A 20368-nucleotide genomic window follows, 5' to 3' on the forward strand; every position below is an offset into this window, starting at 1 on the left:
GAGTGAAGCCCACACCTTGCTGAGACGTATCCTAAGAATGGTCCTAGAGAGCGCTTTTGGTGGCCTGAACCGAAAACGCAAGAATTAGGCCTTCGTCAATCGAAACCTGTGGCCTCCATCCGGTTGCCAACGCCTTAGATATGTCAAGTTCAAGTGAGCCGAGCAGACTATGGTGCGTGTCCTCTCTTCCAATCATCCTAAAGAACGAACTCAAGAATTCGGGTGGTACGCGAAATAGCCTGGGCCTTTTGCCGGATGCAATTGCCAGATGCTCGATAAACTCAGGCGTGGAAACTTGCTGACTGTCAGCCACTAGGAATATGTCGAAATTACTTCCGGGTTGGGGCTGGGTCAGCCTTTGCAAGATGAATGATGAGAGGTTCTGTACCGCCAGAAAGGCGCGCTGATTGCGGATCGCGGCAAATGGTAAAGGTATTCTCAACTTCAGCGCGCGCGTCAGCAGGGCAAAGTTTCCTTTGGCACCGGCACCATAGACCAGAGGAGGCCTGATAACGGTGATCCTCATAGCGCTATCATGGGCGAGCATTTTGAGGCCTGCCTCCGCCGCGGCTTTGGACATTCCATAGAGGCCGCGGGGGGTAAGTATATCTTCCTCAGTGAAGGGCCGTCGACCATCATTGCTGCGGCCATGTACAAGGATGGTGCTAAGGAAAATGAATTCGCGCACTCCTGCCTTCGCCGCCTGGCGCGCGAGATTCATAGCTCCATCGATATTGACCTCGCGGTAGAGCTTGACCGCATGCTCCTCGTCCTTGTGATGCACGCGCGCGGCGAGATGCACGACGGCGCTTACTCCATCTAGCGCAACTCGCCAATCAGTTCCTGGGCCAATTGCTCCAATCACGACCTCATCTGCTAAGCCTGCCGGGCTGCGGACGGCACTGCGGACCTTCCATCCTGCGTTCAGAAGAGCCGGGGCAAGATGGCGACCAATGAACCCGTTTGCCCCGGTTATCAGTACAGATTTCCCGTTCACGCTCATTTTGTACTCATAGTAGCTTCATTGCAGATATTGCAATGATTGGCCGCGGTCGACCCGAATTCGGGCACCGCGTCCTTCAGGATGGTCCTGATGGTGGCGCGATCATCGCGCGCGATCGCCTGCTCCAGCGCCGCGATCCATTTGCGCAGCGTCTGCATCGGCGGTTCGTTCGGCTGCGCGGCCATGATCCCGGCGACGCCGATCTCGCGGGTCGGCTCTTCCGAGGCGAACAGGATCTCGTGCAGGCGTTCGCCCGGCCGCATGCCGGTGAACACGATCTCGATGTCGTAGCCGGGCTGCAGTCCGGACAGCCGGATCATGCGCTCGGCGAGATCGACGATCTTCACCGGCTGGCCCATGTTGAGCACGTAGACCGAGACGTCATGACGCTGCGTTCCAAGCGCGTGCGTGGCCGCGGTGATGACGAGATCGCAGGCCTCGCGAATGGTCATGAAGTAGCGGACCATGTCGGGATGCGTCACGGTCACCGGGCCGCCGGCCTCGATCTGGGCCTTGAACTTCGGCACCACCGAGCCGTTCGAGGCCAGCACGTTGCCGAACCGGACCGAGATCAGCCGCATCGGCGGCTTGGTCCCGCGCACCCCGGCGGCGAGGTCGTGATCCAGTGCCTGGCAGTACATCTCGGCGAAGCGCTTAGTCAGGCCGAGCATCGACACCGGCTCGATCGCCTTGTCGGTCGAGATCATCACCATCGCCTCGGCGCCGGCCGCCACGGCGGCATCCGCAACGTTAATCGAGCCGAAGATGTTGGTCTTGACGCCCTCGCTCCAGTCGCGCTCGAGGATCGGAACGTGCTTGAGCGCCGCCGCGTGGAACACGATATCAGGCTTGAACTCCGCCATCAGGCGCATGATGCGCTCGCGGTCGCGAATGTCGGCGATCCGTCCTTCGATCTCGGCTGCCGCGCCTTGCGCGGCAAGCGCTTCCGTGATCGCGTAGAGCGCCGGCTCCGAGTTCTCCACGATCAGGAGCCGCGCGGCGCCGAAGGCGACGACACGCTCGCAGATCTCCGAACCGATCGAGCCGCCGCCGCCAGTGACGATCACGGCCTTGCCGTTGATCAGCGCTTCCAGGCGCGCATAGTCGATCTTTTCGCTCGGCCGCAGCAGGAGGTCCTCGACAGCGACGGCCGTGAGCCGCGGCGTGTCGCCGCTCTCCAGCGAGGGCATCCGGTTGACGATCACGCCCAGCTTGCGCGCCCGCATCAGGATCGATTCCGGATGAGTCTCCGGCTCGAATGCCGAGGGCGTCATGACGAGTCGCGCGATCGGCTTGTTGCGCTTGGCAAAGTCCGCGATGACGTCTTCGACGTCGTCGATCCCGCCCAGCACCGGCACGTTGCGGATGAACTGGCCGCGGTCGGCGCTCGACGGTGACAACACGCCGACCGGCCAAATGCCCTTGATCGCCCCGCTCTCGATCCCGCGCAGCAGCACCTCGGCATCCGCGGCGCGGCCGATCAGCAGCGTAGGCGCGGCATGATCGGTCCTCGCATGACGACGCACCCGCGTATAGCGGAAGTAGCGATAAGCCATGCGCAGCGCGCTAAGGAAGGAGATCTCGAGGAACCAGTAGAGGACGATCGTCACCTTGCCGAGGAAAAAGGCGCCGCGGACATTGGGGGCGACGAAGATGTAATCGAGCACGAGCAAGGCGACCGTCAGCACGGTCGCGACGCGGATGATGTTCAGCGCGTCGGGCAGCGAGATAAAGCGCCATTTCGTGGTGGTCAGGTTGAAGAAGAAAAACACCACCACGCTGAAGGCGAGGAAGTAGGGCAGGATCTTGAACAGCAGCGGCAGGCGGTCATAGAAGTAGTCGCCGCCCTCGAAACGCAGGTAGAAGGCGGCAAAAAGCGCCGCCGTGGTCGCCAGCAGGTCGTGGAGCGCGATAAGGAAATTGCGCAAAGTGAGATGCGAAAGACGCGTCATCCGCCGACCGATGAAAACCCAGTTAGATGCAATTTCATGACGTGATAGCTTATCTCCCCAGGACTTGCCACTGGGGGAGCCGGGTCCAAAGCGTCAGCTGCTGGGCACTTTCTGCTGTTAAACGTGTGCGAGGGTGCACAGATGGGACGCCGCCGATCGTAGAAGTCAGGTGCGGAGGCCGAGTTGTTCAAAGGCAAAGAGGGCGGACGGGACAAGGTTTTCGCGAATTGTTGAAAGCGCTGCTGGCTCGATCACGAGCAATGTTCCTTCCGTGACTAACAATCGCTGGACAGGAACATTGCGAGCCACAAAGATTTCTCCGTGCACAAATCCGCCTGGCACGTCAGGGTCGTCGCCAGATCTGGTAACCAAGGGCTCGAACTGGTGAGCCGGAAGATAATAGCCGAGCTCCTCATGGATTTCCCGTACGATACAATCGATAAAAGACTCATTGCCCTCCCGGTGGCCGCCGAATAAACCCACCTTTCCGGGATGGAGAATTCCAAGTACGACATCACGTTGCTGCAGTACAAGCCGTCCATCCTCAGCAAAGATAATGGCGGCGGCGGCTTCACGTCGTTTTGGTTCCATGCGGTATACTAAATCCGCATCGGAGCCTCAACGCAAGCCGTCTTTTCGCTCGCCTCAAGGTGCCAAAATCAAGGTCTCTGGAGTGCACATCCAAGTTTTTGCGAGCTAGCGAAATGTGGAGTGATCGCACGAAGAGCAACAGTTGTTGAGATAGTCTAAATGCTAGGGAACCGATCCGAAATGCGGACCCTGTTTACGATGTTATCGCTGTCCTTTTTTGAATTGAGCGGCTCTCTCCGTCAGCTCTATGCCTCAACAGTTTCGATTCCCGACAATCAGTTCTTGACCCTTGCCCCGTCTTATTTTTGCATCCAAAATTCTAGCGCCAGGATTGGGTGTTATATCCAATGGGAGCAATCCCTAAAAGCGCCCAGCGAGCGGATCTGACTCGTGTTCAGCTCCTGGCAGTTGACTCCTGATTGAGCGTACAGATTCCCAAAAAAATCCCCCACCCTCTCGACCGGGGAGATATTCTTGCTCCAATGCTGCGCGGCATCATCGTGTCACTTGACGCGCAAATTGACGCATCATAGGCGTAGGGTTTTGCCCACTTACAGTGCGGCCGCCTTTGCCGATAGCGCTCGTTCTCCGTCTCGGCAGTCTGGAAGCGACCGCCTTGTGATTGTCTATTGAGAGCTGAGCGCAAGGGCGCGCGAACCGAGACTTGCTCGCGCAGCAAATTTGCTAAGAATGTACGATCAGTCCGCTCAGCGGCTGAATTTATCAGCGCTATAGCAACTCCAGGGAATCGGGCGCAATGAAGAGACCGGAGGCAACATTGGTTAGATTGGCCGGATCCAACTGGGACCTGCTTTGGACGCCCTGTCAGTTGCAACAATATTGCTTGGAGCCACCTACTTTCCCTGATGAGTCGCGTGCACGCTGTTGTTCAAGGTGCGCAACCGGCTTCCAAAACTGGCTCCAGCGCTTGCGCGGAACGCATTGAGCTCTTTCAATAGGGATAGCCGCCGCAGCTGGGCTCCAGTAAGCAGTGCCTCAAACAATGAGAGGACCTCCCGCGCCTGAACATGAGCTTCCATGTTGACGGCGTGTTGGTCAAACCCGTAGGCGTGAAGACGGGCCTCAATCTCAGCTGCTGCTTTCGAGTCGAGTTGCCAATCTAAGGCATTCTGGACGGTGTAGAATTCGGCAACTTTTCGAGCTTCGGGAGAGTTGCCTGCCACATCAACGCGGCGGAGGGTTATCTCAATTGCTTTTTGGCGGTACGTGGTTAGCAGCCTGTGACGCAGTACCCGGTAGCGCTGGATCTCCCATGTCAACTCAGCGATATCAACAACGAGCAGACATTCGATTGCCGATTGAGGATTGATGTCGCGGAAGATCGCGGCCTGAAGTGCGTGATAGTGGTCGATGTTTTCTCCCGGCAATAATTGAGGCGGAGGACACAGAGCCTCGAATTGGGGCGGCAAGACGCTTTCCCACTGCGGTTGAGGGAGGCTGACAGGACCATTCATTGATCTTGCGCCTCCGATAGCGGACGCGCAGAGGGTGCGGCAACTCTTGCTCCATTCGCCAGATGAACGGGACTGGCATCCCAAAGCTCCTTCGCGATCGGCAGCGGCGAAATCTGCAGATTGCTCCACCAGGCTCTTTCGTCTCCGTGTCGGTGCAGCGATTGATGATGCGATCGGCAGAGCGGCACCGTGAACTCGTCGCTGACTTTGCGACCCAAGGTGCGTGGTTGCGCGAACTTCAGGTGATGCGCATCAGCAGGTATCTTCTGACAAACCAGACAGCCTTGGCTGCGGATAAAGGCGAGGTGATCCTTGCTCCGTCGGCGAGGCGGCTCTTTTGGAAAGGCAAGTCCGACCTGCTCTCCGGGAGAGGAAGTGGCAGGTGCGAAATTGTCGCCGGATGCCTGGGAAGGAGATTCCTCAGGTAGAGACCGTGCGGCCGCTGACGCGACCCGCTGCTCTGCTGGATCGATCTCCGGAAGCGCAGTTTCCTCGAGCCTCCTCTGGTAGGCGGCCTCAAGAGCGCGGGCGTCCGCCTCGACAAATCTTGGCCCAGGCAAGCAACCGTTCGCTGCCCTCCTGAAGAGTAAGCTCGCCCAAGAGCCGATCGAGCAGCTCGGCAGAGTGTTCAGGGGCCAGGACCGGTGGCCGGTTCAGGATGCCCTTAGGCGATTTTCCTTTCGATCCTGGTGTGGCCTGCGGCTCGGTGGCAGGAGGAGGACCTGTCACGACATCAGGCGCATCCAGATCGTCCTCTCCCGCTATCCCGACCAGTGCAAATAGGGCATACCGGCGGGCATAGGTCAGCGCCGCGCCCATCCGGTGCGGCGCCTCGACCTCCTTGGAGGCGCAGACCGGTAGGTCCGAGGAGATCCACTCTCCTGATGCGTGGGCGAGCAGAGTGGTGAGATGGATCTGGCCGGTGACCTGCTCAATCGTAAGCGTAGCTCTGCAGCCCTTCTGAATGACGCTTGACGCCTATTTTGTTCGCGTGGCGCGTCGCCGCGGTATCCATGTGTCGGACAACGCCTTGACGGCGGCTTCGAGCGCCTTCCGGTCGACGACGTTGGGATCGAACCGCTCCGGGCCCCAGAGGCGCATGTGTTCGTGCTCGGGATGGCCGGGGTCGCTGATGGCGGCGAGGTATTCGGCATAGCCTGGCGCACCGCCGACGTCTTCCGGAGGACAACGGCCGGCGGCCTCGAGCAGGAAGGGAAGCCCCTCCGTCGTGGTGTTCTCGAACCATTTTTCGAGCTTGATCACATGGTCCCAGCTGTCGCCGAAGTCATAGAGATAGTGGATCGTCTTGGCGCCGGTCTCGCGAACGATATCGCAAAGCCGCGCTTTGCGGGCATCCATGGGCTGGTGGCCGTAATCGTTGTGGGGATCAGGAATCCCCCAACGGACCTCACCAGCGAAGAACTCGAAGAGGTGACTGTTCGTCCAGCCGAATGCCTCCTGAAGCGTCAGATGCAACCGATCAAGGCGCAGGGTGACGGGTACGACAAGGCGACGCATCACCTCCGGCTTCACATCCTTGAGGGTCACCTTGATCCGGACCGCGGTCGTGTTCAGGCTCATGCCGCCAGCCTCGGATCGTGTGTATGCATCGTATAGGTCGACGCCCAGGGAAGCAGTTCGTCCAGTCGCGCCGCAGGCCAACCATTGACGAGCTTGGCGAGAACGTCAGCGAGCCAGTGCTCGGCACTGACGCCATTGAGCTTACAGGTCTCAATGAGCGAAGCCAGCAATGCCCAATTCTCGGCACCTTCGTCGCAACCGGCAAAAAGGGAGTTCTTGGCGTTGAGCTTGATCGGCCGCATCGCACGCTCGACCGCATTCGTGTCCATCTCGATGCGCCCGTCATCAAGGTAGAGCGTCAGGCCGTCCCAATGGCGTAGCGCATAACGCAAAGCCTTCGCCGTGTCGCTCTTCCCCGCAAGGTGATCAAGCTTGGCCTCAAACCACTGCTTCAAGGCTGTAGCCAGAGGCCGGGCATGCGCTTGTCGGCCGGCGCAGCGCTCGGAAGCAGAGCGGCCGCGCAGTGCCTTCTCGACCGCGTAGAGCTGGGCAATGCGCGCGAGCGCCTCGCGGGCAACCGGAGCTGGCGCCGGCGCAGCCTCCCGCTCGATCTTCACAAACTGGCGCCGCAGATGCGACCAGCAGAAGGCGAGCGTCCCGGACAGGGCGTCCGCACGCGTCTCTCGGGTCATGGTCTTGTAAGCCTGATAGCCGTCGCAGTGGATGATGCCGCGATAGCCCTCAAGCAGCCGCAAGCCATGAACGGCGCCGCGGCCCGGTGCATAGGCATAGACCACCCCAGGCGGATCAGGTCCGGCCCAAGGCCTATCATCGCGTGACAGCGCCCAGAAGTAGCCGGTTTTTGTCCTGCCGCGCCCCGGATCCAGCACCGGCGCCGGGGTCTCATCGACACAGAGCTTCGAGGAGGCCAGCAGAAGCTGGCGCAGACGATGCCACAAGGGCTTCAATTCCTGGGCGGCGTAGCCGACCCAGAAGGCGAGCGTGGAACGGTCCAGCGCTATTCCGTGGGTCTCCAGCATCTGCGCCTGGCGATAAAGCGGCAAATGCCAATGATACTTCGCGTCGATCACATGCGCGACCAGCCGCTCGGTGGGCAATCCTCCCCTGATCAGTCGCTCGGGAGCAGCATGCTGGAGGATGACACCGTGACAGGCGCGGCAGGCCAGTTTGGGCCGGCGGGTGACGATCACGCGATACTGCGCCGGTACGACGTCCAACCTCTGGCTCTCATCGTGACCGATCTCAAAGAGATCGCCTTTGCAGGACGGACAGCAGGTTGCAGCGGGCATCAGGGTCTCGATGATGCGCGGCAAATGCTCCAGCAGCTGACCACGGTTGGCTTTGCGCTCGGCCGTCCTCTTCTCGCAGGTTCTGGGATTGGCGCGATCCTCGGCTGCTTCGAGGGCCGCGACGGCCTCTTCGATGTCCTCCAGAACAAGCTGCAGCTGATCAGCGTCCAGCTTTTCCGAGGACCGACCGAACTGCGCATCTTTTGCAAGCTTGAGCAACCGCTCGAGCCTGGCGCAGCGATCCAGCAGAGCCGCGGCAAAGACACGCAACTCAGCTGGATCACTCGGCAGCTCATCAGGCAAATCACTCATTGGCCCGAGTCTGCCATGCTTCGCGCCCCGATGCAGCGAGATTTGTATCTTTACGCAAGCGCTTTCGGCTGCGGGATCCGAGGCGCGTGCATCCGCGTCCAATCCATGCCGGCCAGAAGCGCCGACAACTGCGCGGCATTCATCCGCATCACGCCGGCCACGATGGGAGGCCATTTGAAGCCGTTGCTATCGAGCCGCTTCCAATACACACAAGGCCGCTGCCATCCCAGACGACAATCTTCACCCGATCGGCGCGCTTCGCGCGGAACACCACCGCCACGCCCTTCATCGGATCATGGCCCAGCGTCTCCTTCGCCAGCGCGCCAAGCCCTCCGCACCTTTTCTGAAGTCCACAGGTTGCGTCGCCACGTAAATCGTAAGGTTCGCAGGCGGCGTCAGCATGAACGTGTCCGTCGAAGCGCCAAGAACACATCACTCAACACAGCAAGGCCAGGCGCCCCCCGCACCTCCACTCGTGCCCCCTGGAGCTCAACCGTCACAACGGCTGCTTCCGGCGACCCGGTGGGCTCTGCGGCCGCCGGTAGCGCCGATTCCGACACCACCGGCACGAACGACAGCGTCTCCGCCGAAGCTGGCAGCACCAACTGGCCCAAACGCGCCCGGCGCCGCCAGTCATGCACCTGCTGGGGCTGGCAGCCATGGCGACGGGCGACGTCTGTGACAACCGCCCCCGGCTCGAGGCTTTCCGCGGCAATCTGTGCCTTCAAATCATCCGGCCAGCGCTTTCGACCTGCGCCAGCGAACACTTCAATACGCGGTGACAACGGTCGTCTTATGTCGTCAGAATGGTCGTCCATTGTGAGCACCCTTCCAGAAGATGACTCTTCTAACGGTGCTCTCAAGACTCCGCACAAACAATCCAAAGGGCCTCGGCGCTACGCTTACGCTCAATCCAGGTGGTCTGGATGGTGGCGATTTCCTGCTGGCTCAACGTCTTGCGGACGATGTCGAGGCCGGAGGCCAGGGACGCGTAGCGGAAAGTTCGATCATCCTCCCGCGGGAACGGCGATCGGATCACGGCGGTCAAGGTCTTCTCGGGGTTCGTCAGTTCGGCCTGGGCCCGGGCGAGGGCCGCCGCGATGGTCCCGATCCGCTCACTGGACTGATGCATGGGGCCCCTCCGTCGCCTGAGCTTCGAAGCTGACTGCGCCGGACTTGGAGCGCTTGGACTTGATCCCGTGCCCACTGGCTTCCTTGGCGTCCTCCGGCACGAGTTTCTTCAAGTCGGCCTTGGCCGCCTCATGCTGCCCGTGCGCGTCTCGGGTGCGCAGATAGGTAGCCGCCAGCTCGGCCCATTGATTGGAGGTGGACATATCGACCACTTTGACCGGCTCCAGCCGCGGGCGGGGCGTCTCGATGTTGAACAGAACGGGGGGCTCGCCGCTCTGGACGCAGCGCCAGAACTTCTTCTCGGCGGTGAGGAGGAGATGCTGGTAGAGCGGGTCGGCGTGGATGTTGATCTCGACCCATTTGCCACCGCCGGTGATGATCGAGAGCACCGCGTTGCGGGCGGCGATCACCCACATGTTGTGCTGCAGCTGCGCCATGTGCTTCTCGGCCGCAGCTTCCTCAGTGAAGGCCCAGGGCAGCATGAATTTGGCTTCGAAGACGGCGCCGGTCTGCTCGACGGCCCCGTCCAGCGTTGCCGCCATCCATTTGTGCACGGGGTGGCGAACACGCTTCTGGATGTCTTTGACGGTGTGACCGCTTGCGCGCTGGTACCAGGCGCGGTTCAAGACCTCGGTCACGGTCCCGAGCTGAACGATCAAATTGTCCGAAAAATCCTGCGGCTCCGCTTCGCCGCGTTTTTCGCGCCAAAGGCGGATCAGGCTCTCTTGATCATCCCCCATAATGATGCGGGCGTCTGAACCGCCGATGAAATGGCGGCGGTCGTGGGTTGAACCTGATGATATGATTTGGCGCGTCTGCGCCATTCGTTTGAATGGTTGTCACCGGTATCTCCTACGCAAGAACAGGCGGCTGTACATGCCGCACTGCCCGAAGCCCCGCGTCCGCGAGGCGAGATACCGGCGCTGTGATCGAAGTTGGCGCCCGGCCGACTCAGTAACGCTCCAATCGCGCCGGAATGCCAGTCCTTTCTGCAGCAACATTGTTGCTCGTTTTTAGCGGCAAGAATGTCTCTTGTTCTCACGCGCTTAGGGTGGGGACGACGGGAGGCGGACCAGCATCAAAGCGACAAAACGAAGCCAATTTACTCTTCAACAGCAAACAGCTGGATGCAAGGGCGCGGCGCAGGGAAGGGTCTTGTCCGACCGCGACTTGTTGAAATGGAGCAGTGATTGTCGGAAGATCAGGAGTATTCCTCCGAATGTGGGTGAGTGAGCTTTGAAGCGTCCAGCAGTTTTCTTTGATCGTGATGGCGTCCTCAATGAGGACGACGGCTATGCTTTTGATCCGGACAAGATCCGGTGGGTGGAAGGAGCCCAACAGGCCGTAAAGGCAGTCAATGGCGCCGGGTATTTTGCGTTTGTCGTAACGAACCAATCAGGGATTGCGAGGGGCTTTTACGAGGAGCGGCATGTTCGCAATTTGCACGAATGGATGTCGCGTGAGCTTGCTATCGTTGGTGCGTATATCGATGCGTTCGAGTTCTGTCCACATCACCCCGATGGATTGATTGAGCGATACCGTGTCCTCTGCAACTGTCGCAAGCCGCAGCCGGGGATGATCAGAGCTCTGCTTGAGCGATACCCGGTGGATATCAATGCTAGCTTCATGATCGGGGATAAGCAGAGCGACCTTGCTGCAGCGCAGGCAGCCGGCATCGCAGCCTATCTGTTTGACGGGTCTAACCTCCATACCTTCATCGCCCCGCTGTTGACGGTTTGGTCCCACGATCCTCCTCATCCATTACTGTCGCATCGCGGAGTTGCGGGAACGGAGGATTGATGCCGTCGATTCACGGTCGACGGATCGGTCGATTGCTAGCTAGCGAGATCAAGGAGGGAAGTTGGCATCAAAGCGACAAATCGAAGCCAATCGCGCAAACGCAGCGAAGAGTACCGGCCCGCAAACAAGTGCTGGGAAAGCAATGTCGAGCCGCAACGCTTATCGGCATGGTTTATCTCGTTGGGACGATTCCGATGGTTCTGGTTTCGCCGGGTTCGATGCAGTTTTTGCGGAGGAGTTTAAAGGCGCGGGTATGGAGATCGCGCTTCAAGATCTGGCTCAAGCCAGGAGTCACAAGATCGCCTGCGAGCTCTTCGGCTAGATCTGATCTTGGCTGTGAGCGAGGGCGCTGAACCAAAACAAGTGAGACTTCTGCAGGGCTTGGAACGTTATGAGAAGACCGCCCTGTCGCGGCAGAGGCGAGGATTCAAACGCTTGAAGCGGAACAACGGATGAGACCTCAAGCTGGGCTGGGTACGAAGCAGGAATTCAACGGTGCGGGCTCAAGCCGGAGAATAGCATCCCAATTGGACGGCATATGCATCCTTGCTAGCATTTAGTTCGAAGACTTGGAGGCGGCATGAACTACATTTTTCCCCTGCTGGCGGTGACCATCACCATCGGCCTTTTCCTGCTCTACGCGATGGTGCGGCCGAACCTGCGTCGATCCCGGCCCGCCGATGAGGTTCCTCGCTGGCCCGATTCAAGTCTGAGATAGGCGACTGAGCTACTTGGGTCGGCATTTTTGGTTGGCGACCAACTCTATACCAGGCGTCTAGCGGCCGGCGACCCGCAGCGCATCGAAAAACCCGAAATGGACTTGCATCGTCGGGCAAAACAGTGGTTCATAGGGTGCTGGTTCAGCCGCAAATGGAGCCCAGCGCAATGGCCGACGAATGCAAGCCGTTATCCGATCTGCCGGAAGTAGCTAAGCTTAACGGAGAATTTCGAAGGAATTACGGAAAGATCCTCGGAGCTTTCCTGTATCTGCGCTCAATCAGCGCCGCCCGTGGACGTTCCTGGTTTTGGACCGCATTGCTTTCGGCCGCTTGCTCGACGGCGCTGGCGTGGCTCGGGAAGCGGGGTATGCTGCTGTAAGCTGCCGGCTGATAGCTTTCTAAACAAGGCCATTGCCCATCTGGAAGCGCATAAGGACCCTCGCTGCGCCCCGGGCAATCGAATCGCAAGAAGGCTGGCGCGACTTCCGGCTAAGCGGGCGATTGCGCCACGCGCTGTCGCGAGATGTCGTGCGCAAAAGCCGAGACGTAAGCTCTGGAGGAGCCGACTAAACCATACCGCCAAAATCGATGCCTTCCTTGGCGAGCTCCTCGGCTTCCTCGGCGGAGGCGGCGGGCTTCGTATCAAGGTAGGGATGCTCAGAAGCCGGCAGGATGGTGCGGATGTTCTGACCATCCGCCCGCGTGATGCGGGCAACCCAGCGCTTATGGCCGTGCTCAAATCGCTGGATGTGGTACTGCTTGTACGTAATCATGAATCTCAAACGCAACTACGCGAACACAGGCTCTATCTACATGACCCGGCGCCACCGCACAACGGGTCTTAAAGCCAAGTTAATGTCCGGCGGTCTGCATCGGCGCATTTCGTCGATCTCAAGGTTCAAAGAAAAACCCGCCGACTTGGAAGCCGGCGGGAGTTAACTGAGATTGCGACCCCGTTAGAGCTCGCTCGCTGACCTTAGCACGGTGGCTCGCCGGCTTTAACGGAGACGCTTGCCCGTTTTTTAGCGCGCCCATGCACAGTCTGCGGCCCGAGAGGGAGGCGCTGGGGTTAGAGCGGGCCTGTAGTTGAGATTGTCAGCCCCGGCAACGCCCGTCCTTCCCTGAGTGATCCCCGCCTGCAATTTGCCAACGGAGGTCGAGATGGCTCGAGGCGTCCTAATACTTGCCTGCCTGGAGCAAGCGGGCCGAAAGCTGCGCAATCCAAAATCAGAAAGATGCACCGGCGACACTGATGTCCGACAATCCGCTTTTGAGACCTTGTGCCGACGCTCGGGCTGAGCTTTGTTGCTCGCATTTAGGATGTGCCTGCTAAATCGATTGTCCCGAAAATCCTCGGAGACGAATTCACGTCCATGGCATCCGGACACTGATCGTCCAGGAATCGGACGATCGCTGCTCAAATGTTCGAGCGGATCATTGACCTTGGAGCTTGCCGCTCGTGACTTCGCTTTCGTGAGCCGCGGTCTCGACGAATTAGCCTCCAGTGCTTTCGCGCGGTGCTGCTTCGACGAGCGGGTTTTGTGCACACATCCCCCTCAACGGCCCTTCAACGGGACCGTCGTTTGCCGAATTATTCGCTGTTACGAGACAGGGGGGCAAGCGCTACCGTTCGTCTGCGATCACCTTGCCGTCGTTCGGCAGTGTGCCGGGGCTGACCAGCTCGACCGTGCCGCCGAGCTTCGTCACGGCGCGCAAAGTGCCGACGATCTCCTCGCGTAGCGCTTCGCTCGCGCCTGTCGTTTCCGCTCTCAACGTCATTGCGTCGGTCTCGCCTTGGCGCGTGACGACGAGGCGTAGTCTTCCGAGCACAGCGTGGCGCTTGCCGATCTCGGCGACCTGCTCGGGCCGGACGAACATGCCCTTGATCTTGGTGGTCTGGTCGGCGCGGCCCATCCAGCCCTTGATGCGCATATTGGTGCGCCCGCATGGGCTCGTGCCGGGCAAGGCCGCGGTGAGGTCGCCGAGCGCGAGCCGGATCCAGGGATGGTGCGGATCGAGCGAGGTCACGACGATCTCGCCGACGTCGCCCGGCGCGACCGGATCCCCAGTGCCGGGCTTGACGATCTCCAGGATCAGGTCCTCGTTCACGACTAGGCCTTCGCGCGCCTCGGTCTCGAACGCGATGAGGCCGAGATCGGCGGTACCGAAGGCCTGGTAGGCGTCGATGCCTCGCGCCTTGATCTCGGCCTGGAGCGAGGGCGGGAAGGCCGCGCCCGAGACCAGCGCGCGCTTGATCGACGAGACGTCGCGACCCGCGCTCGCCGCGGCATCGAGCAGGATCTTCAGGAAGTCCGGCGTGCCGCTATAGCCGACCGGCCGGTAGGCCTCGATCAATTCGAATTGCTGTTCTGTATTGCCGGGGCCGGCCGGGATCACCGCGCAGCCGAGCGCGCGAGCCGAGGCATCGAAGATGAACCCCCCGGGGGTGAGATGGTAGCTGAAGGTATTGAGGACGATGTCGTCGGGACGGAACCCGGCGGCGAACAGCGCCCTCGCACCGCGCCAGGGATCGGCCTGTCGCCCTTCCGGCTCGAAGATCGGGCCCGGGGAGGTGAAGAGGCGGGCGAACGAGCCGGGAGCCCCTGCCACGAAGCCGCCAAAGGGCGCAGAGGCCTTGTGCAGGGCGGGCAGTTCCGACTTGCGCAACACCGGCAGGCCCGCCAGAGCCGCCCTGGAGGTCACTGCGGCGGGATCAAAACCTTTGAGCCGCTCGGCATAGGCTGGGGCGGCCATCGCGGCTCGCAGTACCTCCGGAAGGCGGAAAAACAGGTCGGCCTCGCGCGCGGCTGGCTCACGCGTCTCGCGCGCGTCGTAATGGGCGGTCATGGCTGTTCTTTCCGTGTTGGCATCCGTTGCGCGCCGCCACCGGCATGGCTATCAGACCGCCATTGGCGAGGCTTGAAGGGGACCCGATGGCGGACGAGGGAATCATTGCGGCGGACGAGGCGTCGAACGTCGTCGCGCGCCTGAAGTGCCGCATGGTCGACGAGGCGCTGCCGCTGTGGTCGACGATCGGCTGGGATCACGCCGCCGGCGGCTTCATCGATAGACTGCACCGCGATGGCGCAGCGGATGCGGCCGCGCCCCGGCGCGTATTTGTGCAGGCCCGTCAGATCTGGTGCTATGCGAAGGCCGCACAGATGGGATGGTATCCTGAGGGACGTGCCATCGCGCTGAAGGGGCTGGAGCATCTGCTTGCCAGAGCGAGGTCGCCCGATGGCCGGCCCGGCTACGTGCACCGGCTGACGCCGGACGGATCGGTGCTGGATGCCCGGCGCGATGCCTATGATCACGCTTTCATCCTGTTTGCGCTCGCCGGCGTCTACTCGCTCGATCAGGATGCGCAGGTCCGCGCCGAGATCGATGCGCTGCTCGCCTTCCTCGACGGCCATCTGCGCTCGCCGCATGGTGGCGTTCATGAAGGCCTTCCGGTCTCGCTGCCGCGCCGGCAGAACCCGCACATGCATCTGTTCGAAGCGATGATCGCATGCTTCGAGGCGACCCACGATCTGTCGTTCCAGAGCCGTGCCGGAGAATTCTTCGCACTGTTCCTGGCCAATCTCTACGACAAGCAGAAGCGCATCCTGTCGGAGTATTTCGAGGAGGACTGGTCGAAGATCGAGCCGGTCAGCGTCGAGCCGGGCCACCAGGCGGAATGGGTCTGGCTGCTGAAGGGATTTGAGCGCATCACGGGTTGTCCGACCGGGCAGCGGCGCGCGGAGCTGCTGGCGACCGCGCTGCGCTATTGCGACGGAGCGACGGGCTGCCTGATCGACGAGGGCGATGCGAGCGGCAACATCCGCCGCAGCACGCGCCGGCTGTGGCCGCAGACCGAGATCGCGAAGGCGTGGATCGCGCAAGCCGAGTCCGGCGAGGCGGGGGCGGCGGATGAGGCGCGCGCGGCGCTGGTGCGGCTCGAACGGCATTATCTCAGCCATCCCGTGAAAGGCGGCTGGTACGACCAGTTCGATCGCGACGGCAAATCGCTGATCGACACCATTCCTGCGTCGTCGTTCTATCATGTTCTCTGCGCAGTCACGGAAGCGGAGCAGGTGCTTGAAAGTTAAAGCCACCGCTTGCGCCGCTTGAAGCTCTTGAGGTTCTTGAAGCTCTTGCGCTGGTCGCCGGCGCCGCCGAGGTAGAATTCCTTGACGTCCTCATTATCGCGCAATTCGTCGGCGCTGCCGTCGAACACGACCTTGCCCTGTTCCATGATGTAGCCGTGGCTTGCGACTGAGAGCGCAGCGCGTGCGTTCTGCTCGACCAACAGGATGGTGACGCCGAGGTCGCGATTGATCTTCTGGATGATCGAGAACACCTCTTTCACCAGCAGCGGTGACAGGCCCATCGAAGGCTCGTCCATCAGAATCATCTTCGGGCGCGCCATCAGGGCGCGGCCGATCGCGAGCATCTGCTGCTCACCGCCGGAGAGATAGCCGGCAAGGCCAGTGCGCTCCTTCAGGCGCGGGAAGTAGTTGAAGACCATGTCGAGATCGGCATCGATCTCGCGGTCCCTGCGGGTGAAGGCGCCGAGCTTGAGGTTCTCCAGCGACGTCATGTCGGCGACGATGCGCCGGCCCTCCATCACCTGGAAGATGCCGCGGCGGACGATCTTGTCGGGGTCGATGCCGTTGATCCGCTCGCCTTCGAACAGGATCTCGCCGCGCGTCACCTCGCCGTCTTCGGTCTTGAGCAGCCCCGAGATCGCCTTCAGCGTCGTCGACTTGCCGGCGCCGTTGGCGCCGAGGAGTGCCACGATCGCGCCCTTGGGCACGTCGAGGCTGAGGCCGCGCAGCACCAGGATGACGTCATCATAGACGACTTCGATGTTCCGCACGGCGAGGAGGGGCGGTGCGGGCACGATGCTGGGGGAGGGACGAACGGCTTCTGCGGTCTCGGTCATGCTTTGTTACTCCACTGTCGTCGCCCGGCTCGACCGGGCGACCCAGTATTCCAGAGGCGCCTGAGATTCACGGATAAGCCGCGACGTACTGGATCCCCCGCTCCAGTGCGCAATGTGCACGAGGCGGGGGATGACTGTTGTGGGTGTGGTTAGAGCCGCGCTCACCACCCCAGCAATTCCGGCTTGCGCGGCAGCTCGACGGTCTTGACCTTCTCGAGCTTGATCGTGCCCTTGGCCATGAGGTCGTTGAGGTCGCCATCGGTCGCGCCGGAGATCTTGGTGCGATAAAGATCGACCTTCAGCGTGCCGCGGTGGTCCTTGTCGGTCCAGGTTGAGGGATTGCAGACGCCTTCCATTCCGGCCGGCACCCAATCCTTCTTCTGGTAGAAACCTTTGGCGACGTTCTCGCCGGTGGGGCCACCATTCTTGGCGGCCCAGTCGATCGCCTCCTTCATGTACAGCGCCGAGCAGACGGCGGCGACGTAGTGCACGGGACGATAGACCTTCCCGGTGGGGTCGGACATCTTCGAGATCTCCATGACCGTCTTCATGCCAGGCGCATCGCCGCCCCAGCTCACCGCGGTGCGCAACGGGAAGATCACGCCATTGGCAGCGTCGCCGGCGGTCTTGGCGGCGTTCTCGTCCATGCCCCAGACATTGCCGAGGAACTGGATGTCGACGCCGGCCGTCTTGCAGGCCTTCATCACCGAGATGTTGGAGGCGGCGGTGTTGCCGAGATAGGCGTAATTGGCGCCCGAGGATTTCAGACTCAGGCACTGCGCGCTGTAGTCACCGGGCGCGAGCGCGAACACCAGCGGCGGCAGCACCTCGAAACCGAGCTCCTGCGCCATCGCTTCACCGGCGGCCTTCGGCGCGTTCGGATAGGGATGGTTGGCGCCCATGTGCACGAATTTCGGCTTGCCGGACTTGCCCTTGGCCTTCCAGTCCTCGGCCGCCCACATCAGCATCGCGCGCAGCGCGTCCGAATAGCTCGGGCCGTAGAAGAAATTGTAAGGAGCGGGCTTGGCCTTGCCGCTGACGCCCTCGGGATCGGTGAGGGCAGCGGCGTAAGAGCCGGACATGTCGGGGATCTTGTCCTGGGCGAGGAAGCCGGTCAGCGCCTCGGTGTCGGCGGTACCCCAGCCCATGATCGCGGCGACCTTGCTGTCCGGTGCCGACCACTTCTTGTAGAGCGCGATCGCGCGGGGCACCTGATAGCCATAATCGTTGGTGTCGAGGTTGACCTGCTTGCCGCCGATGCCGCCGTTCTTGTTGACCCAGGCGAAGGTGTCGGCGACGGCCTGCCCAAACGGCGTGCCGACGTCGGAGGTGCCGCCGGAATAATCGGCGAGATGCCCGATCGCGATCTGCGCCTGCGCGTTTGCCGAGAATGCGGCGATCGCCAGCGCGAGCGATGCGGTGCTCAAAAAGGACTTCATCGTCATGGGGTCGGTTCCTCCTGTTTATTGTTTAACTGAAGTTGCCCGCGCTCAATGCGAGAACGGGTAGAGTTTCCAATACGCCTTGATCTGCCGCCAGCGATGCGCGAGCCCGTCGGGCTCGAACATCAGGAATGCGATGATGATCACACCGATCGCGATCTCGCGCAGGAAGGTGATGTTGTTGTTCAGCGACAGCGCCTTGTCGATCGCGCCACCCTTCAAGTACAGGCTGAGGAATTCCATCGACTCCGGCAGCAGCACCACGAAGGCGGTGCCCATCAGCGTGCCCATGATCGAGCCGGTGCCGCCGATGATGATCATGGCCAGGAACAGGATCGAGCGCTCGATGCCGAAACCCTCCTGCGACACCACGAGCTGGTAATGCGCGTAGAGTGCACCGGCGATGCCGGCGAAGAAGGCGGCGAGGCCGAACGACAGCGTGCGGTACTTGGTGAGATTGATGCCCATGATCTCGGCTGAGAGATAATGGTCGCGGATGGCCACCAGCGCGCGGCCATCGCGCGTGCGCATCAGGTTGGTAACGAGGATGTAGCTCGCGAGCACATAGGCCAGCACGACGTAGAAATACTGTCTGTCCCCCCGCAGCGTGTAGCCGAAGATCGAAAACGGTTCGGCGCTCGCCGGCACCGATCCGCCGGAAAACCATTCGGCGCGGGAGAAGAAGTCGAGGAGGATGTATTGTGCGGCAAGGGTCGCGATGACCAGGTAAAGACCTTTCAGCCGCGCCGCGGGGATGCCGAAGATCAGCCCCACCAGCGCGGTGATGACGCCCGCAAGGGGGATCGCGAAGAACACTGGGATCGGGGCGTTGTTGGAGATGTAGGCCGAGGTGAAGGCGCCGAGCAGGAAGAAGGCGGCGTGCCCGATCGAAATCTGGCCGGTGAAGCCGACCAGGATGTTGAGACCGAGCGCCGCGATCGAGAAGATGCCGATCTGGATCAAAATGCTCAGCCAGTATCCGCTGAAGAATTGCGGTGCGAGACAGAGCAGCAGCACGCCTGCGATCGCAAAATTGCGGCTGGTGGCGGTCGGGAAGATCGTGGTGTCGGCCGCGTAGGAGGTGCGGAAATCACCAGCGGGGATGAGGGCAGGGCCAGCCATGGGTCAGATCCGCTCGATGTCGTGGGTGCCGAACAGGCCGTAGGGCTTGATCATCAGCACGATGATGAGGACGTAGAACGGCGCGATCTCGTAGAGATTGCCCCAGTGCAGGTACTCGCTGTCGACATATTGCGCGACGTTCTCGAGCAGTCCGATGATGATGCCGCCGAGCACGGCGCCGCCGACGGAATCGAGCCCGCCGAGGATCGCCGCCGGGAACACCTTGATGCCGTAGGCGGCAAGGCCCGACGACACGCCGTTCACGACCGCGACGACGACGCCGGCGACGGCCGACACTGTCGCCGAGATCGCCCAGGCCATCGCAAACACGCTCTTGACGGAAATGCCGAGCGACTGCGCGACTTGCTGGTTGAACGCGGTGGCGCGCATCGCAAGACCGTATTTCGAGGCGCGGAAGAACCAGGCCATGCCGATCATCATCGCGACCGAGACCACGAGACTCATAACATAGACGGTCTGGATCTGGAGGCCGAACAGGCTGACCGATTGGCTCTCGAACACGCGCGGGAACGGCTGCGGGTTGACGCCGAACATCCATTTTAGCGTGGCCTGCAGCACGGTGGAGAGCCCGATCGTCACCATGATCACGGAGATGATGGGTTCGCCGATCATCGGCCGCAGGATCAGGACCTGGACCGCGATGCCGAACACGAACATGAACACCAGCGTGATCGGCATGCCGATCCAGAACGGCACCTGGTATTTGGCGAGCAGCGCCCAGCACACCCAGGCGCCGACCAGCAGCAATTCACCTTGCGCGAAATTGACGACCTGCGTCGCCTTGTAGATCAGCACGAACGACATCGCGACCACGCCATAGAGCGTACCGACCACGAGGCCGTTGACCAGAAGCTGGATGAGAAAGGCGGTGTTCATGTCGCGGCCCGCGCAAAATGCAGAAGCGATGACGGTGTACCCTCTCCCCTTGCGGGAGAGGGTAGCTTCGCGAAGCGAAGACGGATGAGGGGTTGTCTCGGCCGGAGAGGTGCGGAGAGAGCACCCCTCACTCGAGTGCGGCCGTGGCTCCCGGCGGAGACGCCCTCTC

Annotated in this window: 20 protein-coding genes and 2 pseudogenes; 5 read left to right on the top strand and 17 right to left on the bottom strand. The window is 61.4% G+C overall.

The window, feature by feature from the left end; translation table 11 throughout:
* Window positions 1-43 precede the first annotated feature (43 nt).
* The 11 genes and pseudogenes from P6U29_RS15215 to P6U29_RS15265 form a co-directional block, all read right to left on the bottom strand.
* Complete coding sequence (locus P6U29_RS15215; RefSeq protein ID WP_407118328.1) at window positions 44-1003, bottom strand: NAD-dependent epimerase/dehydratase family protein; 960 nt, start codon at window positions 1001-1003, stop codon at window positions 44-46.
* The gene (locus P6U29_RS15220) at window positions 1000-2955 is read right to left on the bottom strand and encodes an SDR family NAD(P)-dependent oxidoreductase (protein WP_407118329.1); all 1956 of its coding nucleotides are present in this window, start codon (window positions 2953-2955) and stop codon (window positions 1000-1002) included. Before P6U29_RS15220 ends, P6U29_RS15215 begins: the two co-directional genes overlap by 4 nt.
* 165 nt (window positions 2956-3120) lie before the next feature.
* Entirely contained in the window at window positions 3121-3546 is a 426-nt protein-coding gene (locus P6U29_RS15225; protein ID WP_407118330.1) for an NUDIX domain-containing protein, read from the bottom strand.
* A gap of 854 nt (window positions 3547-4400) precedes the next feature.
* On the bottom strand, window positions 4401-5021 hold the full coding sequence (locus P6U29_RS15230; RefSeq protein ID WP_407118331.1) for a hypothetical protein: 621 nt from the start codon (window positions 5019-5021) through the stop codon (window positions 4401-4403).
* Between the two features lie 516 nt (window positions 5022-5537).
* A complete protein-coding gene (locus tag P6U29_RS15235; protein ID WP_407119336.1) occupies window positions 5538-5987 on the bottom strand; it encodes an ERF family protein in 450 nt (149 codons plus the stop codon).
* A 12-nt stretch (window positions 5988-5999) separates the two neighbouring features.
* Window positions 6000-6602, bottom strand: coding sequence for a plasmid pRiA4b ORF-3 family protein (locus P6U29_RS15240; RefSeq protein ID WP_122405333.1), 603 nt, complete (start codon window positions 6600-6602; stop codon window positions 6000-6002).
* On the bottom strand, window positions 6599-8164 hold the full coding sequence (tnpC, locus tag P6U29_RS15245; protein WP_407118332.1) for an IS66 family transposase: 1566 nt from the start codon (window positions 8162-8164) through the stop codon (window positions 6599-6601). Before tnpC ends, P6U29_RS15240 begins: the two co-directional genes overlap by 4 nt.
* A 50-nt stretch (window positions 8165-8214) precedes the next feature.
* A pseudogene (gene tnpB, locus P6U29_RS15250) lies at window positions 8215-8597 on the bottom strand (IS66 family insertion sequence element accessory protein TnpB).
* Complete coding sequence (gene tnpA, locus P6U29_RS15255; RefSeq protein WP_407118333.1) at window positions 8560-8982, bottom strand: IS66-like element accessory protein TnpA; 423 nt, start codon at window positions 8980-8982, stop codon at window positions 8560-8562. Before tnpA ends, tnpB begins: the two are co-directional and overlap by 38 nt.
* Before the next feature lie 86 nt (window positions 8983-9068).
* Window positions 9069-9296, bottom strand: a pseudogene (locus P6U29_RS15260) (single-stranded DNA-binding protein); the annotation flags it as partial.
* Window positions 9280-10035: a YqaJ viral recombinase family protein gene (locus P6U29_RS15265; protein WP_407118334.1), complete on the bottom strand. Its 756-nt coding sequence runs from the start codon at window positions 10033-10035 to the stop codon at window positions 9280-9282. The pseudogene P6U29_RS15260 and the gene P6U29_RS15265, both read right to left, overlap by 17 nt.
* 496 nt (window positions 10036-10531) lie before the next feature.
* Between P6U29_RS15265 and P6U29_RS15270 the strand changes: the two genes are divergently transcribed.
* The 4 genes from P6U29_RS15270 (at window position 10532) to P6U29_RS15285 (ending at window position 12193) form a co-directional block, all read left to right on the top strand.
* Window positions 10532-11095, top strand: coding sequence for a D-glycero-alpha-D-manno-heptose-1,7-bisphosphate 7-phosphatase (locus tag P6U29_RS15270; RefSeq protein ID WP_407118335.1), 564 nt, complete (start codon window positions 10532-10534; stop codon window positions 11093-11095).
* Window positions 11096-11156: 61 nt separating this feature from the next.
* Complete coding sequence (locus P6U29_RS15275; protein ID WP_407118336.1) at window positions 11157-11417, top strand: hypothetical protein; 261 nt, start codon at window positions 11157-11159, stop codon at window positions 11415-11417.
* Between the two features lie 258 nt (window positions 11418-11675).
* On the top strand, window positions 11676-11813 hold the full coding sequence (locus tag P6U29_RS15280; RefSeq protein ID WP_407118337.1) for a hypothetical protein: 138 nt from the start codon (window positions 11676-11678) through the stop codon (window positions 11811-11813).
* A gap of 167 nt (window positions 11814-11980) precedes the next feature.
* The gene (locus P6U29_RS15285; RefSeq protein WP_209296451.1) at window positions 11981-12193 is read left to right on the top strand and encodes a hypothetical protein; all 213 of its coding nucleotides are present in this window, start codon (window positions 11981-11983) and stop codon (window positions 12191-12193) included.
* A gap of 187 nt (window positions 12194-12380) precedes the next feature.
* Here P6U29_RS15285 and P6U29_RS15290 read toward each other — a convergent pair whose 3' ends face one another.
* Window positions 12381-12587: a hypothetical protein gene (locus tag P6U29_RS15290; RefSeq protein WP_407118338.1), complete on the bottom strand. Its 207-nt coding sequence runs from the start codon at window positions 12585-12587 to the stop codon at window positions 12381-12383.
* 850 nt (window positions 12588-13437) lie between these two features.
* On the bottom strand, window positions 13438-14661 hold the full coding sequence (locus P6U29_RS15295; RefSeq protein ID WP_407118339.1) for a phenylacetate--CoA ligase family protein: 1224 nt from the start codon (window positions 14659-14661) through the stop codon (window positions 13438-13440).
* An 86-nt stretch (window positions 14662-14747) separates the two neighbouring features.
* Between P6U29_RS15295 and P6U29_RS15300 the strand changes: the two genes are divergently transcribed.
* The gene (locus P6U29_RS15300) at window positions 14748-15902 is read left to right on the top strand and encodes an AGE family epimerase/isomerase (RefSeq protein ID WP_407118340.1); all 1155 of its coding nucleotides are present in this window, start codon (window positions 14748-14750) and stop codon (window positions 15900-15902) included.
* Here P6U29_RS15300 and P6U29_RS15305 read toward each other — a convergent pair.
* The 4 genes from P6U29_RS15305 to P6U29_RS15320 form a co-directional block, all read right to left on the bottom strand.
* Window positions 15899-16738: an ABC transporter ATP-binding protein gene (locus P6U29_RS15305; RefSeq protein ID WP_407118341.1), complete on the bottom strand. Its 840-nt coding sequence runs from the start codon at window positions 16736-16738 to the stop codon at window positions 15899-15901. The two genes, P6U29_RS15300 and P6U29_RS15305, sit on opposite strands and share 4 nt — an antisense overlap.
* A 161-nt stretch (window positions 16739-16899) precedes the next feature.
* Window positions 16900-18183 carry an ABC transporter substrate-binding protein gene (locus tag P6U29_RS15310; protein ID WP_407118342.1) on the bottom strand — a complete coding sequence of 428 codons (1284 nt, stop codon included), beginning with the start codon at window positions 18181-18183 and terminating at the stop codon, window positions 16900-16902.
* 45 nt (window positions 18184-18228) lie between these two features.
* On the bottom strand, window positions 18229-19302 hold the full coding sequence (locus P6U29_RS15315) for a branched-chain amino acid ABC transporter permease (protein ID WP_407118343.1): 1074 nt from the start codon (window positions 19300-19302) through the stop codon (window positions 18229-18231).
* A 3-nt stretch (window positions 19303-19305) separates the two neighbouring features.
* On the bottom strand, window positions 19306-20199 hold the full coding sequence (locus P6U29_RS15320; protein WP_018643253.1) for a branched-chain amino acid ABC transporter permease: 894 nt from the start codon (window positions 20197-20199) through the stop codon (window positions 19306-19308).
* Between the last annotated feature and the right edge of the window lie 169 nt (window positions 20200-20368).

The sequence above is a fragment of the Bradyrhizobium sp. LMG 9283 genome (assembly GCF_045571415.1).
In the GTDB taxonomy this organism is placed as follows: Bacteria; Pseudomonadota; Alphaproteobacteria; order Rhizobiales; family Xanthobacteraceae; genus Bradyrhizobium.